Below are 14,852 nucleotides of genomic sequence, written 5' to 3' on the forward strand. Positions count from 1 at the left end.
CCGCTCCGGACCCGCACCCCGCTCCACCAGCCAATGCGCCAACCGATTCGCCCGCCGGTTCAACTCCCCGTACGACAACCGCTCGCCCTCACCGACCACCGCCAACCGACCCGGATCACGCACCACCTGCGCCTCGAACGCACCCGGCAACGTCCCCACGACCACCGGACGCACCGTGTCATTGACCCCACGCACCAACCACTCCCGCTCCACCACCGACAACACGTCGACGGCGGCGACGGGTACCGCCGGGTCCTCGAGCACCTGGTCCAGGACCCGGACGAGCCGGGCGGCGATCTCCTCGGCCGCTTCGCGTCCGTAGAGGTTCTTGCGGTAGTCCAGGGAGAGGCGCAGGTAGGGGTCCGAGGCGTTGAGCGTGAGGGCGTAGTGGGAGCCCGCGAACGGCCGGATGGCGTCGATCGTGAAGCCCGCTTCGAGGTTGGCGTCGACGATGCCCTCACGGTCGACGGGGTAGTTCTCGAAGACGACGATGGTGTCGAACAGGGCGGGCAGTCCGACGCCGCGCTGGATGTCGGCCAGGCCGTAGTAGTGGTGGTCGAGCAGCGCGGTCTGCCGGTCCTGCAGCTCGGTGATGACATGGCCGACGCGGTCGTCCGGCCGGCAGTGGGCCCTGGTCGGCAGGGTGTTGATGAAGAGGCCGACCATCTCCTCCGAGCCGAGGAGGTCCGCCGGGCGCCCGTTGACGGCGGCGCCGAACACCACGTCCTGACGGCCCGTCAGCTTGGCGAGCAGGATCGCCCACGCCCCCTGAAGGAGCGTGTTGAGCGTGACCCCGAGTTCCGCGGCCCGCCGGGCGAGTTCGCGGCCCTTGTCGACGGACAGGGGTACCTCCACCCGTCCGAGTGCGGCCGCGTCCTCCTGGAGGGGGGCGTTGGGGACCACCAGCGTCGGCTGGTCGAACCCGGCCAGTTCGGCGGCCCACTTGGCGGCCGACTCCTCCCGGTCGCGTGTGGACAGCCAGGCCAGGTAGTCGCCGTAGCTGCGGACCGGGGGGAGGTCCCGGGTCCCGGAGTAGAGCTGGACCAGCGTCTTGAACACCAGCGGCGACGACCAGCCGTCGAACACGGTGTGGTGGGCGGTGATGAGGAGTTTCGCCCGCTGCGGTCCGCAGGTGAGCAGCGCCATGCGGACGAGCGGCGGCCGGGCCGGGTCGAGCCGGTCGGCCCGGTCGTCGGCGAGTGCCTGGTCGAGCGCCGCTTCCTGTTCGGCCTCGGTGCGGCCGGTCAGGTCGAGGTGCCGCCACGGCAGGGTCACGTGTGCCGCGACGACCTGCACCGGGTCACCGCCGGCCGCGGTGAGGAAGGCGGAACGCAGGTTGGGATAGCGGTCGAGGAGGGCCTCTCCGGCCGCCCGCATCCGCGCCGGGTCCACGTGTCCGGTCAGGTGCAGGACGAACTGCATGTGGTAGACGTCGAAGGAACCGTCGGCCAGCGCGGCCTGGAACTGGATCCCGGACTGACCCGGTGCCTGCGGCCACACCTCGACCAGCCGCCCGTAGCGCTGTTCCCAGGTCTCGATCTCGTCCTGGCGCACCGAGACCAGCGGGGCGTCCGAGGGCGTCAGCCCGCCGATCCCCGTGCGGGCGGCGTGCGCGGCCATGCCGTGCAGCACCTCGACCCACGACTCGGCCAGTTCGGCGACCTGTTCCCGGGTCAGCACCCCGGTGGGGAACATGAACGCGGCCTGCAGGCAGGTGCCGTCGGCGGTGTCCGTGGCGACCGAGTTGACCTCCAGGGCGGACAGGGCGGGCAGGTCCGGGTCGGGTGCCGGGACCAGTTCGTCGGACCAGGCGGCCGGTCCCCACCCGTGGGCGCGCAGGTGCTCGGGCACATCGGCGCCGGAGATCCGGCCGAGGTAGTTGAAGCCGATCTGCGGCGCCGGGTACTCGGCGAGCAGCGGGGCGGTCTCCGGGTTGAGGTGGCGCAGCAGCTGGTAGCCGACGCCCTTGTCGGGGACCCCGCGCAACTGCTCCTTGACCAGCTTGATCGCGTCGCCGGCCGCCCGGCCGCCGGTCAGCACCTCGGCCGGGTCGATCCCGCCGACGTCGACCCGCGCCGGGTACATGCTGGTGAACCAGCCGACGGTGCGGGAGAGGTCGGCTCCGGGGGCGACGTCCTCCTCGCGGCCGTGTCCCTCCAGCCGGACCAGGAGGGAGCGGTCGGTGCCGCGCCACCGGTTCACCGCCAGGGCGAGCGCGGTGAGCAGCACGTCGGTCCCGGTGCCCCGGAAGGCCGCGGGGAGCCTGGTCAGTACCGCCTCGGTGACCTCGGCGGGCAGGTGCACCCGGACGGTGTCGACCGTGGACATCACGTCCACCGCCGGATCGAACGCCCGGGTGCCCAGCGGCGGGTTCGGCGCCTCCAGCAGATCGCGCCAGTACGCCAGTTCCGCTTCCCGCTCCGGGGTGAGGGCGTCGGTCGCCAGCGCCGACGCCCAGCGGCGGGCCGAGGTCCCGACCGGGGGCAGTTCGGGGGTCCGGCCGGAGCGGACCTGCTGCCATGCCTCGGCGAGGTCCGACATGAGGATCCGCCAGGAGACTCCGTCCACCACCAGGTGGTGCAGTACCACGAGCAGCCGGCCGGCACCGGGCTCCGCGGCGAACCAGACGAAGTCCGCCATGATCCCGGCCTCCGGGGCGAGCCGCCCGGTCGCCTCGTCCAGCTCCCTCTTGGCCAGGCCGAGCAGGGACGGCTCCGCCCACCGGCCGTCGCAGGGGACCCGGTGGAGGAGGTCCGCCGCCCGTACGGAGCCGGCCGGACGCACGACGAGGGAGGGCTCGTCACCGGGGACGAGTTCCGCGCGCAGCAGGTCGTGCCGGTCGAGGACGGCGTCGAGTGTCGCGGTCAGGCCGTTCGCGTCGATGCCCGCGGGGAGTTCCAGTGCCATCGCCATGGCGAACCGGTTCGTCCCGCCGCCCTGCCCGAACACGTGCCGTGCGACCGGCGGCAGCGGCATCGGGCCGACACCACCGCCCTCCTCCTCGGCGAGGGCGGGCACGCGGTCGCGGCGGGCGGTGGCCACCTCGGCGAGCCGGGCCGCCGTGCGGCACTCGAAGACCTCCCGCGTGGTGAGTTCCAGGCCCCTGGCCCGGGCGCGGGCGACCACCTGGAGGGAGCGCAGGCTGTCCCCGCCCACGGTGAAGAAGTCGTCGTCGGCGCCGACCCGGTCCACACCGAGCACGTCCGCGTACGCCGCGGTGATGATCGCCTCGGCCTCGGTGCGCGGCTCACGGTAGGTCTCCCCCGTGAACTCCGGTTCGGGCAGCGCCGAGCGGTCCAGTTTGCCGGTCGGCCCGAGCGGCAGGCTGCCGAGGGTGACGAAGGCCGACGGCACCATGTAGTCGGGCAGCCGTGCCGCGACGAACCTGCGCAGGTCACCGGCCGAGGCTCCGGCCAGGCCGGCCACGTCACCGATGCCGCCGGCGCCGTCGTCACCGACGGCTCCCCCGCCGGTGTGGACGACGTAGGCGACGAGCCGCCGTCCGCCGGAGGGCACTTCCCGGCTGATCACGACCGCCTGGCTGATGCCGGGGTGCTGCAGGCACACCGCTTCGACCTCGGCCGTCTCGATGCGGAAGCCGCGTACCTTCACCTGGCCGTCGCTCCTGCCGAGGCATTCGAGGCTGCCGTGGGCGTTCCAGCGGGCCAGGTCGCCGGTGCGGTACATCCGTTCGCCGTCGGGGCCGAACGGGTTCGCCACCCAGCGTTCGCTGGTCATGCCCGGGCGGCCGTGGTAGCCGCGGCCCAGGCAGGTCCCGGCCACGTACAGCTCGCCGATCACGCCCTGCGGCACGGGGGCGAGTCCCGGGCCCAGCACGTAGGCGCGCATGTTCCCGAGCGGGGTGCCGATGGGGACGACGTCACCGTCCGTCCACTCCTCGGACGGTGCGAGGGAGAAGGTGGTGGCGTAGAAGCTCTCGCTCTGCCCGTACGAGTTCACCACCCGCGCGCCGGGCAGGGCCTCGCGCACCTGCCGCACCAGCCGGGCGGGGAGCACGTCGCCCGCGAGGACGACCGTGCGCACGTCGGTGGCCTTGTCGAGGTGGCCGACCAGTTCGCCGAGCACCGAGGGGACGGCGCTGATCACCTGGCCGTTCCAGGAGCCGCGTTCGGCCAGTGCCAGGGCGTTGGGCACCAGCTCGGCGGTGCCGCCGGTGGACAGGGCGGTCAGCAGCTCGAAGACGGAGACGTCGAAGTTCACCGAGGTGCCGGCCAGCATCCGCCACCCGGGCGGCGTGTCGAGGACGCGCACCAGCTCCCGTATGCCGTTGACGACACCGCGGTGGGTGATCGCCGCGCCCTTCGGCTTGCCCGTCGAACCGGAGGTGTACATGACGTACGCCAGGTTGTCCGGGGCGGGGGCCGGGTACGGCGTTCCCTCGGGCGGGGCGGCCCAGTGCGCGCGGTCGTCGAGGTCGACGGTCGTGATCCCGTCCCGCGGCAGGTCCCGCCAGGTCTCGCTGTCGGTGAGCGCGAACCGCGGGGCCGCCTCGGCGAGCACGGTCTGCGCGCGTCCGGCGAGGTACTGCGGGTCCATCGGCAGGTATCCGGCACCGGACTTGAGGATGCCGAGCAGGCCGACCACCAGGTCCTCCGTGCGCGGCAGGGCCAGCACCACCAGGTCTTCCGGGCCGGCACCGCGCCGGACCAGCTCCGCCGCGACGGCGTTCGCCCGCGCGTCGAGGTCCCGGTAGCTGAGGGTCCGGTCGTCGCACACGACGGCCGGGGCGTCCGGTGTCCTGGCCGCCTGCTGTGCGAACAGTTCCGGGACCGTCAGCTCGGGCACCGCCGTGGCGGTGTCGTTGTACTCGACGAGCAGCCGGTTCCGTTCGGCCGCGTCGAGCGCGTCGATGCCGCCGATCGGCTGTCCGGGGTCGGCCGTGAGGCGGTCCAGCAGGCGGACGAACCGGGCGGCGAGACCCTCGATCGTCTCCCGGTCGAACAGGTCGGTGGCGTACTCCAGACGGCAGCGCGCCCCGCCCGAGCCCTGCGGGATCAGGTCGAAGAAGAGGTCGAACTTGGCCGTCCGGGTCTCCAGGCGCTCGGCCCGGGCGTCGAGGCCGGGGAACTCCATCTCCGGCACCGGCGGCTGCCAGGCGAGCATCACCTGGAACAACGGGTTGTAGGCGGTGGACCGGTCGGGGTTGAGCAGTTCCACCAGCCGCTCGAAGGGGATGTCCTGGTTGTCGTACGCGGCGAGCGCCCGCTCCCGGACCCGTTCGAGGACCTGGCGGAAGGCCGGGTTGCCGGAGAGGTCGACGCGCAGCACCCAGGTGTTGACGAAGAACCCCACGAGGTCGCGCAGTTCCTCGTCGGTGCGGCCGGCGATCGGCGCGCCGATGGGCACGTCGTCGCCGCAGCCGAGGTGGTGCAGGAGGACCGCCAGCGCGGAGTGCATGACCATCGACACCGTGGTGTCCGCCTGCGCGGCCAGCTTCTCCACGGACCGGAGCAGCTCGGGTTCGATCGAGAACGGGACCATGTCGCCGCGGCGGCTCATCGTCTTCGGGCGCGGGCGATCGGTGGGGACCGCGAGCGGCTGCGGCAGGTCCGCCAGCGTCTGGCGCCAGTAGTCGAGTTGGCGGGCCGCCAGGCTGTGCGGGTCGGACTCGTCGCCGAGCACGTCCCGCTGCCAGAGCGTGTAGTCCGCGTACTGCACGGGGAGCGGCTCCCACTCGGGGGCCCGGCCCTCCCGGCGGGCCATGTAGGCCGTGATGAGGTCGCGGAACAGCGGCCCGAAGGACTCGCCGTCCACGGCGATGTGGTGCATCACCAGGACGAGGGTGTGCCGGAGCGGTCCGCACCGCACCAGGGTGGCGCGGATCGGCGCGTCGACGGCCAGGTCGAAGGTGCGGGTGGCCACCTCGTCGACCGCCGCGGGCTCCTCCTGGGGGGCGACCTCGACGACCGGCAGCCCGAAGGGCCTCTCGCCGGAGGGCAGCACCCGCTGGTGCGGGACGCCGTCGTCGTCCTCGCCGATCACCGTGCGGAGGATCTCGTGCCGGTCGATGACGTCGCGAAGGGCGCTGTGCAGCGCCTCCACGCTCAGCTCACCGGTCAGCCGCAGGGCGAAGGCGCCGTTGTAGGTCGGCGAGGGGCCTTCGAACCGGTCCACGAACCACAGCCGGCGCTGCGCAAACGACAACGGGATCATTGTTTCTCCAAATCGGCAGGACCACCGGGGAGTGAGCCGTCGCTCAGCTCTGGTCGAGCAGCGTCAGAAGTTCGGTGTTGTAGAAGTCGTCGAGGGAACAGGCGCCCGACAGCGTCGAGAAGTACCGGTCGATCAGGTCCTGGTGCCCGACCAGGTGGCGCAGCAGCTCGACCCGTCCCCCGGGCTTGAGTTCGGCCACGTTGAGCGCGCCCTGGTAGACGTCGGAGAAGGTGTCCTCCAGGTCGTCCTCGTAACCCCTCAGCGCCGCCTCCAGTCGCGCGTCGTCGTGCAGCCCCGTCCCGATGTGCTCGGTCAGCGACTGGGCCTGGAGGAAGGCGTCGGTGATCCCGCGGGCGGTGATGGAGTCCTTGTGGTGCACCGCGTCACCGAGGAGCACCCACCCGGGACCGAAGGCCTGGCGGAAGTAGTTGTCCTGGTGCCCCGTGCCGTAGAGCTGCTCCACCCGGCTGCCCGCCGACATCCGCTCGTACAGCTCGGGCGCCGTCGTGCGGACGGCGTCGAGGTAGGAGGACTCCACCGCCGTGCGGACCGTGGAGAACTCGTCCTGCGGGAAGTACGTCATGATCAGCGTGAGGTCGTCGTTGGTGGGGATGACCCCGACCCAGCGCCCCTGCCGCTCGTACAGCTCGAAGTGCGCGGGAACGTCGGCCCAGTAGCTGTAGTAGGTGCAGGTCATGCGCGGGTGCTCGATGACGTTGGGGGCACCGGTCTTGCGGGCCACCAGCGACCTCATGCCGTCCGCGCCGACCACCAGCCGCGCCCGGTCCGTCGCCTCGGCGCCGCCGGGCGTCGTGTACCGCACCCCGGCCACCCGGCCGTCCTCGAGGACCAGGTCGTTGACCGCGCAGCCCTCCCGGAACTCCACGCCGGCCGCCACGGCCCCGCCCGCGAGGATCGGGTCGAGCACGAACCGCCTCGGCGCGTACGTGGTCCGGTGGCCGTCGACGGGCAGGGAGAAGCCGTCCAGCCGGACGCCGGGTGCCTCGTAGCTCTGGTGGTCGATCGGCCGGCAGCCCGCGCCGCGCAGCTCGTCGAGCAGCCCCCACCGGCCGAGCAGTGCCACGCCCGGCTGGTGGATGTAGTGCGAGGACAGCGTGTCCTGCGGGAAGCGCGCTTTCTCCAGGAGCAGGACCCGATATCCCTGCCGGGCGAACAGCATGGCCGCCGGCGAACCCGCGCAGCGGGCGCCTATGACAATGACGTCGTACATGACGCCTCTCTGGTCAGGTGGATTCGATGTACTCGGAAATCGACGCCACCGTCGGACGGAGGAACATCTGGTCCACCGGAACCTCGACGCCCATCTCCTCGATGTAAGCCATTTGAATTCTGGCCATGATCACGGACTGGCCGCCCAGGGCGAAGAAATCGTCGTCGATCGCGATGTCATCGCGCTTGAGTTCACGGCACCAAATGGCGAGCACCCGGTCGGATACCATCACACGACCCCGCTGTCCGCGTAGTGACGCTTCAATTCATCCGCCAGGGCCGCGCGGTCCACTTTCCCGTGCGGGCTCAGCGGAAGTCGCGCGATGCCGAGGAACCGTGCGGGAACCATGTTCCGCGGCAGCGTTTCCAGGAGCCGGGCGCGCAGGTCGCTCTCGGCGAATCCGTCGCCCGCCGGCACGACGAACGCGACCAGCTCGGCCTCGCCCGAGTCGGTGTACCCGACCACCACGGCGGCCTCCCGGACCCCGGCCAGCCTGCCGAGCGCGCGCTCGACGTCGGCGGGATCGATGCGCATGCCCCGCACCTTCACCTGCGCGTCCATCCGGCCGGCGACGACGAGTTCCCCCGCCTCGTTCACACGGCCGCGGTCTCCCGTGCGGTACAGCCTGCGGGGTGCGCCGTCGACCTCGATCGTCGTGAACCGCTGCGACTCGGGGCCCGTGCCGCCCAGGTAGCCCGCGCCGACACCGGCCCCGGAGATGCAGATCTCCCCGTACTCCCCCGCCGCGACCCCGCGCATCCGCTCGTCGAGGATGTGGATGTCGGTGTTGTGGGCCGGCGTGCCGACGGGTGCGATGTCGTGGTCACCGGGCCGGTGGCCGGTGAGGTCGTACGAGGTCGCGACATCCGTGCACTCGGCCACACCGTACTGGTGCAGGAGGGTGCAGGTGTTGCCCTCGCGCCGGGCCCAGTCCGCGATCCGCTCGACGCGCAGCGGCTCCCCGCCGAAGAGCACGTAGTCGAGACGGGAGAGCGCGTCACCGCCGCGTGCGGTCTCCCAGTCGACCAGCAGGTACAGGGTGCTGGAGGCGCAGTGCACCACGCGTATGCCGTGCCGGCCCAGCAGGCGGTAGGCCATCGCGGGGTCGAAGTTCCTGCTGGGCATCAGGTGTTGGGTGGCGCCGCAGAACAGCGGCGTCAGCAGGGCCCGTTGGGAGAGGTCGAACCCGAACGCGCTGACGACCAGGTGGTGGGAGCGGTGGTCCAGGCCGTATTCCAGCGTCAGCCAGTTCAGCAGGTTGAACCAGCCTTCGTGCCGCACGGCGGTGATCTTCGGCGTACCGGTCGATCCGGAGGTGAAGACCGCGTAGCACAGGTCGTCCCCGGTGACCGTGACGTCCGGATCGGTCGCCGGCAGGCCCGCCAGCTGCTCGGAGAGCTGCTCCAGGCCGACGGACTCGACGGCCGCCGGCCGGACCAGGCCGGCGGTCGCCGGGGAGGTCACGACGAGGGCGAGACCGGGAACCTGCCCCAGCAGCAGTTCCAGCCTCGCGGCCGGGTAGGACGGGTCGAACGGTACGTAGGCCGCGCCCGCCTTCAGCGTGCCGAGCAGGGCGACGACCAGGTCTATCGAGTAGTCGAGGCAGAGCCCGACGCGCGCCCCCGGGCCCAGTCCGCGCCCGGTCAGGTAGTGCGCGAACCGGTTGGCCCGCGCGTTCAGTTCGGCGTACGTCACCTGCTGGTCCGCACAGCGGACGGCCACGGTGTCGGGGGTGGCCGCCGCGTGTGCCTCGAACCGGCGGTGGACGACGGGCGCCGAGGGCAGGGCGACCCGCTTTCCCTGAAGGATCATCAAGTGTCTCCGATGCGGAGGTGTCCGGTCGGGCGGGCCGCCGGGCGCGCCACGGGGAAGGAACGTGGTCCGGCGCTCAGGCGGTACGGCGATCGGCGGCTTCGAGCACCTGGGTCACCCACTTGTCGACGGGCAGACCCTGCGCGGCGGCCACCTTGGAGTAGTAGTCCAGCTGGCCGGCGGACAGCTCGATGGTGAGCGTGGTGGCCTCCCGCCGGTGCTCGTCGGTGCCGGCGGCCCCGGCCGCAGCGGGAGCGTTGTGCTCCTCGCCGCCGTCCTCGCTCTGTTCGGCGAGACTGGTGCGGACCGCCCTGCGCAGTTCGTTGCGCGACCACTTCTGCTGCTCGGCCTTGAGCAGCCAGTAGTCCTGCTCCGCCGGCGACAGGCGAGTCACCTCGGCGTGGTGGGCGAAGCTGAGGCTGTCCCGTCTGCGGTGGAGCTCGAACCGCCGCGCCACCCACGCGTAGTTGCGCAGGGTCTGGTAGTCGAGGCCCGTCCGCTCGATCGCCTCCCGGTAGCGCCGCCATCCGAAGGCGGTCTCCCCGAAGATCAGCCAGTCGCCGAGCCACCAGGCCGAGGAGTTGGTGAGATCGCGCAGATTGGCCCCGATGCGCTCCCAGGACCGCTCCGACAGGTGCTGCGAGAAGATCATCCCGGTCTTCCGCACCTGCGCCTGTTTCCCGACGAAGGGCAGCACCACATCGCGTTGCACGAGTTCTCCGCCGGCGCCCACCGGCGCCGGTCGGTGCCTGTTCGCGGTTCTCACTGGAGCCACCCCCACAGCCTTCCTCTCCCACCGATGTGTTGGTCCGGGCGCGTACGGATCGCTCGACGATCCGCCGCGCGTCGGGGTTCAGTCCGCCGCCATGGCCTCCCGCAGGCTCTTCGGCCGCAGGTCGGTCCAGTTGCGCTCGACGTACTCCAGGCACTCGCTCCTGGCCGCCTCGCCGAAGACCGTCCGCCAGCCGGCGGGCACTTCGGCGAACACCGGCCACAGGGAGTGCTGGTCCTCGTCGTTGACCAGGACAAAGAAACGGGCGTCCTCGTCATCGAAAGGGTTCGTGCTCACGGCCACCATCCTCAGACGTCACGGGGGTGCTCGGAAAAGGGAAATCACCAGGACCGGGGCCCGGTTCGCAGATCGGCGTCGTCCTGTCGACAGGACACCCGGCATCCGGAGCCACCCTGGAATGCTGACGCCACGCTAGGACCCTGCTGCCGACGCCGCAAGGACAGCGCAATTTCCGGAGGGCCGGCCCGTCGCCCGGGCCTGTATCCCACTGGGGTTCTGTGCCACGATGACCGGGCAGCGGCCCCGCGAACGGGCCTCGTCGTATTCCGGGTTCGCCCCGTCCCTTTTCGACCGGGGCGATCGCGAGAGCGCGGCCGATCACGGCCCGTGCGGTCGAAAGAGCCCTCGTTCCAGCCGAACTCCTTAACGCGGCGGTGACCGCGCCCGCCCCGTACCGAGGTCAAAGGAATTCCTGATGGACGCATTAGCCGAAGCCGTGCTCGCGGGTGCTTCGCCTGACGAACTGATCCGAGAGGACGTGCCGGGCGAATACCGTGCGGCATATCTGCACGCGGAGGATGTCGGCCTGTTCGGCGACATCCCGGACAAGGACGTACGCCGCTCCCTGCGGGTCGGCCGGGTGCCGATGCCGGAACTTGCGCCGGACGAGGCACTGGTCGCGGTCATGGCCAGTTCCGTCAACTACAACACCGTCTGGTCGGCGACCTTCGAACCGCTGCCCACCTTCGATTTCCTGCGCCGCTTCGCCCGTCAGGGCGGATACGCCGCCCGCCACGACCGCCCGCACCACGTGCTCGGGTCGGACGGCGCCGGGGTCGTCGTGCGCGTCGGCACGGGCGTACGGCACTGGCGCGTCGGCGACCACGTGGTCGTCTCGCCGTCCTACGTGGACGACCAGGAACCCGCGACGCACGCCGACGGGATGCTCGGCGCGGAACAGCGGGTGTGGGGCTTCGAGACCAACTTCGGGGGCCTGGCCCACTACGCGGTGGTACGGGTCAACCAGCTCGTGCCCAAGCCCACGCACCTGACCTGGGAGGAGGCCGCGTCCGTGCCGCTGTGCGGCAGCACGGCCTACCGGATGCTGGTCAGCGACCGGGGCGCCCGCATCAAGCAGGGCGACATCGTGCTGATCTGGGGGGCGGCCGGCGGCCTGGGCGCCTACGCGGTGCAGCTGGTGAAGGCGGGCGGCGGCATCCCGATCGGCGTGGTCGGCTCGGAGGAGAAGGCCCGCATGCTGCGCCGGCTCGGCTGTGACGTGGTCGTCAACCGCCATGACATCGGACTGGGCGACCGCGTCCCGAGCCCCGACGAGGCCATCGCGCTGGGCAAGCGACTCGGCAGGCGGATCAGGGCCGAGGTGGGCGAGGACCCGCACGTGGTGTTCGACTACGTCGGCGCCGCCACCTTCGGTGTGTCGGTGTTCGTGGTCCGCAAGGGCGGCACGGTCGTCACCTGCGGCTCCAGCACCGGTTACCAGCACCAGTACGACAACCGCTACCTGTGGATGAACCTCAAGCGGATCATCGGCAGCCACGCGGCCAACTGGCAGGAGCTGCAGGAGTGCAACCGACTGGTGCAGCGGGGGATGCTCGTGCCCGCGCTGTCGACGGCGTACCCGCTCGACGAGATCGGCGAGGCCGCCCGGCTGGTGCAGCGGAACCGGCACACCGGCAAGGTCGGTGTGCTGTGCCTGGCCCCGACCACCGGGCTCGGGGTCACCGACCCCGCGCTGCGCGCCCGGATCGGCACGGACCGGCTCACCCCGCTGTGGGAGCCGAACGGGCCCGCCCCGGCCTCCCGCCCGGCCCCGGCCGTCACCGGGCCCACCCGTTGACCAGGAAGGACCCGGCCGTGACCCAGACGACCTCCGATCCGGTGCCCCCCGGCGCGTCCGCGGCCGGTACGGCACCCGGACCCGGCGTGCCCGCGCTCACCCCGCCCGCGCGGAGCGACGCGCCGTCCCACGGCGGCCCGGTGCCGCCGGCCGCTCCCGGCGGCGGGCTGTCCGCCGCCCGCGCGCCGCGGTGGGGGGTGCCCGCATGACCGGGACCGCCGGCCTGCCGGGTGGCATCCACCGGGTGGGAGTCGTCGGCTGCGGCACCATGGGCACCGGTATCGCCGACCTGTGCGGCCGGGCCGGACTGGACGTCGTGGTCGTGGTCTCCGGGCCCGCCGCCCTGCCCGCCGGCCGGGCTCGGCTGGTCGCCTCACTGGACCGTGCCGTCTCCCGCGGCAAGGTGTCCGAGGCCGACCGGGAGGCCACGCTGGCGCGCACCACGTTCACCGCCGACCTCGACGACCTGGCCGACCGCGACCTCGTGGTGGAGTCGATCCGCGAGGACGAGGAGCTGAAGTCCGAGCTGTTCGTGGCGCTGGACAAGGTGGTCCGGTCCCCACGGGCCGTCCTCGCGTCGAACACCTCGTCCATCCCGATCACCCGTCTCGCCTCGGTCACCGGCCGGCCGGAGCAGGTGGTCGGCACGCACTTCTTCAACCCGGTGTCCGCGCTGCCGCTGGTGGAACTGACGGGTTCGCTGCTCACCGGGGAAGACACCCTGCGCCGCATGACCGAGTTCGTCGAGGTCACCCTCGGCAAGACGCCGATCCGCACGCCGGACCGGTCCGGCTTCGTGGTCAACGCCCTGCTCATCCCCTACCTGTTGAGCGCCGTCAGGATGGTGGAGTCCAACGTCGCCACGGTCGAGGTGATCGACCAGGGCATGACGCTGGGCTGCTCGCACCCCCTGGGGCCGCTGCGGCTGGCCGACCTGATCGGCCTGGACGTGGTCACCGCGATAGCCGAGTCCCTGCACCGGGAGTTCCGCGAGGCGCAGTACGCACCGCCCACCCGCCTGCTGCGGATGGTGGAGGCCGGGCTGCTGGGCAAGAAGTCCGGCCGCGGCTTCTACGCCTACCCCTGAGGACCCCGGCGTTCTTCATCCACCATCCATCCGCCCCGGACGGCACAACCAGCCCTCCGGGAGTTCCCCGCCTGGAGGCAATGCCGTGACCAGACCGCCGACTTCGGAGCGCGACAGGGTTCCGTTGCTGTGTCTTCCGTTCGCCGGAGGCGGAGCGAACTTCTTCCGCCCGTGGAACAGTGCGGGTCTGCGCGGGGTGGTGGCCACACCACTCCAACTGCCCGGTCGTGAACGCCGGTTGGACGAGGAACCGTACCGGGACGTGCACGCCGCCGCGGACGGGCTGCTCCCGGCCGCCCTCGAAGCCGCGGGCGAGGGCCCCGTCGCCCTGTTCGGGCACTGCTTCCTCGGCGCGGTCCTCGCCTACGAACTCACCCGGCGCCTCAGCGCGCTGGGACACGTCGAGGTGACGCACCTGTTCGTCAGCGCGGCACGCCCGCCGTCCGCCGGGCCGGTCAGCGATGTGTCCGCGCTGACCGACGACGCGTTCCTCCAGCACGTCGAGAAGACCACCGGGCGCCGGTACGACGCCTTCGACGTACCGGAGATACGCGAGCTGCTGATCCCGACCCTGCGCGCCGACTACGCGATGGACGAGAGCTACCGGCCGGCCGGCGCGGACCCGCTCGACGTCCCGATGACCGGGGTGTACGCCACGGACGACACGTTCGTCTCCCGTGCCGACGTGGCCGAGTGGCAGACCGTGACCACCGCGCCCTTCACCCTGGCCGAGCTGCCGGGAGAGCACATGTACCCGGCCGACGACCCCGGGCCGTTGCTCGCACTGATCTCCGAGACCATCGCCGCCGGCCGCGTCGGGGCCGACAGGAGGCTCACCCATGGGACTGCGTGACAAGACCGTCGTGATCACCGGCGCGGCCAGGGGAATCGGCCGGGCCTGCGCCGTGCGGGCCGCCGAGGAGGGCGCGGACGTCGTGCTCATCGACATCGGCGAGGACCTCCCGGAGATCCCCTACGCGCTGGGCTCCGCCGACCAGTTGGAGCAGACGGCGCGGCTGTGCCGCAAGAACGGCGCGGCCGTGTTCGTCGCCACGGCGGACGTGCGTTCGGGCTCCGCCGTGTCGGCGGCCGTCACGGCCGCGGTGGACCGGTTCGGACGGATCGACGCCCTGATCAACAACGCGGGGGTGGGGGCACCGTCGGGGAAGGCCACGCACGAGTTCACCGAGGAGGAGTGGCGGGCCGTGCTGGACGTGAACCTCTCCGGGCCGTGGCACCTGATCACCGCGGTCGCGCCGGTCATGGTCGCCCAGAGGTCGGGCAGCATCGTCAACGTCGCGTCGACGGCCGGCCTCGTCGGCTACCGCCACTTCGCCGGATACGTCGCCTCCAAGCACGGGCTGGTCGGCCTGACGAAGGCCGCCGCCCTGGACTACGCACCGATGAACGTCCGGGTCAACGCGCTGTGTCCGGGCCCGGTGCGGGACGACCCGGCCATGGACGGCCAGATGACCGCGGTCGTCGCCGACGCCCTCGGCATCAGCTACGAGGAACAGGAAGCCGTCTACCTGGAGTCGGTGGCGACCGACTCGCTGGTCGACCCGTCCGACGTCGCCGGAGCCGCGATCTGGCTCGCCGGCGACGACTCCCGCAAGGTCACCGGCTCGGTCGTCCCCGTGGACGCCGGCTTCACCGCCCGCTGACTCTTCTTACGGCC

General features: G+C 71.9%; 11 protein-coding genes. 5 read left to right on the top strand and 6 right to left on the bottom strand.

The window, feature by feature from the left end:
* The 6 genes from ACPXCS_RS36125 to ACPXCS_RS36150 form a co-directional block, all read right to left on the bottom strand.
* A partial coding sequence (locus ACPXCS_RS36125) for an amino acid adenylation domain-containing protein (protein WP_425944542.1) occupies nucleotides 1-6,174 on the bottom strand: 6,174 nt, incomplete at its 3' end.
* 43 nt (nucleotides 6,175-6,217) lie between these two features.
* Nucleotides 6,218-7,405: an NAD(P)/FAD-dependent oxidoreductase gene (locus ACPXCS_RS36130; protein WP_425944543.1), complete on the bottom strand. Its 1,188-nt coding sequence runs from the start codon at nucleotides 7,403-7,405 to the stop codon at nucleotides 6,218-6,220.
* A 13-nt stretch (nucleotides 7,406-7,418) separates the two neighbouring features.
* Nucleotides 7,419-7,634 carry a phosphopantetheine-binding protein gene (locus tag ACPXCS_RS36135; RefSeq protein ID WP_425944955.1) on the bottom strand — a complete coding sequence of 72 codons (216 nt, stop codon included), beginning with the start codon at nucleotides 7,632-7,634 and terminating at the stop codon, nucleotides 7,419-7,421.
* Complete coding sequence (locus ACPXCS_RS36140) at nucleotides 7,634-9,217, bottom strand: amino acid adenylation domain-containing protein (protein WP_425944544.1); 1,584 nt, start codon at nucleotides 9,215-9,217, stop codon at nucleotides 7,634-7,636. The genes ACPXCS_RS36135 and ACPXCS_RS36140 overlap by 1 nt, the downstream gene beginning before the upstream one ends.
* 76 nt (nucleotides 9,218-9,293) lie before the next feature.
* Nucleotides 9,294-9,929, bottom strand: a complete 636-nt coding sequence (locus ACPXCS_RS36145; protein ID WP_425944545.1) for an LmbU family transcriptional regulator — start codon at nucleotides 9,927-9,929, stop codon at nucleotides 9,294-9,296.
* Between the two features lie 141 nt (nucleotides 9,930-10,070).
* Nucleotides 10,071-10,295 carry an MbtH family protein gene (locus ACPXCS_RS36150; RefSeq protein WP_425944546.1) on the bottom strand — a complete coding sequence of 75 codons (225 nt, stop codon included), beginning with the start codon at nucleotides 10,293-10,295 and terminating at the stop codon, nucleotides 10,071-10,073.
* Between the two features lie 409 nt (nucleotides 10,296-10,704).
* Here ACPXCS_RS36150 and ccrA point away from each other — a divergent pair, with 409 nt between their 5' ends.
* From ccrA to ACPXCS_RS36175, 5 genes are all read left to right on the top strand, one after another.
* Nucleotides 10,705-12,087 carry a crotonyl-CoA carboxylase/reductase gene (gene ccrA / locus ACPXCS_RS36155; protein ID WP_425944547.1) on the top strand — a complete coding sequence of 461 codons (1,383 nt, stop codon included), beginning with the start codon at nucleotides 10,705-10,707 and terminating at the stop codon, nucleotides 12,085-12,087.
* 17 nt (nucleotides 12,088-12,104) lie between these two features.
* On the top strand, nucleotides 12,105-12,296 hold the full coding sequence (locus ACPXCS_RS36160) for a hypothetical protein (protein WP_425944548.1): 192 nt from the start codon (nucleotides 12,105-12,107) through the stop codon (nucleotides 12,294-12,296).
* Nucleotides 12,293-13,174: a 3-hydroxybutyryl-CoA dehydrogenase gene (locus tag ACPXCS_RS36165; protein WP_425944549.1), complete on the top strand. Its 882-nt coding sequence runs from the start codon at nucleotides 12,293-12,295 to the stop codon at nucleotides 13,172-13,174. The genes ACPXCS_RS36160 and ACPXCS_RS36165 overlap by 4 nt, the downstream gene beginning before the upstream one ends.
* Nucleotides 13,175-13,259: 85 nt before the next feature.
* Nucleotides 13,260-14,027 (top strand): thioesterase II family protein, encoded by a 768-nt coding sequence (locus tag ACPXCS_RS36170; protein WP_425944550.1) that lies wholly within the window; start codon nucleotides 13,260-13,262, stop codon nucleotides 14,025-14,027.
* Nucleotides 14,014-14,838, top strand: coding sequence for an SDR family NAD(P)-dependent oxidoreductase (locus ACPXCS_RS36175; RefSeq protein ID WP_425944551.1), 825 nt, complete (start codon nucleotides 14,014-14,016; stop codon nucleotides 14,836-14,838). The genes ACPXCS_RS36170 and ACPXCS_RS36175 overlap by 14 nt, the downstream gene beginning before the upstream one ends.
* Nucleotides 14,839-14,852: the final 14 nt, after the last annotated feature.

Source organism: Streptomyces sp. DT190 (assembly GCF_049846985.1).
GTDB lineage: Bacteria > Actinomycetota > Actinomycetes > Streptomycetales > Streptomycetaceae > Streptomyces.

Bases quoted from the DNA above. Each gene is read 5' to 3' on its own strand.
- ACPXCS_RS36135 (WP_425944955.1), bottom strand. From the start codon at position 7,634: ATGGTATCCGACCGGGTGCTCGCCATTTGGTGCCGTGAACTCAAGCGC.
- ACPXCS_RS36150 (WP_425944546.1), bottom strand. From the start codon at position 10,295: ATGGTGGCCGTGAGCACGAACCCTTTCGATGACGAGGACGCCCGTTTC.
- ACPXCS_RS36140 (WP_425944544.1), bottom strand. From the start codon at position 9,217: ATGATCCTTCAGGGAAAGCGGGTCGCCCTGCCCTCGGCGCCCGTCGTC.
- ccrA (WP_425944547.1), top strand. From the start codon at position 10,705: ATGGACGCATTAGCCGAAGCCGTGCTCGCGGGTGCTTCGCCTGACGAA.
- ACPXCS_RS36175 (WP_425944551.1), top strand. From the start codon at position 14,014: ATGGGACTGCGTGACAAGACCGTCGTGATCACCGGCGCGGCCAGGGGA.
- ACPXCS_RS36130 (WP_425944543.1), bottom strand. From the start codon at position 7,405: ATGTACGACGTCATTGTCATAGGCGCCCGCTGCGCGGGTTCGCCGGCG.
- ACPXCS_RS36165 (WP_425944549.1), top strand. From the start codon at position 12,293: ATGACCGGGACCGCCGGCCTGCCGGGTGGCATCCACCGGGTGGGAGTC.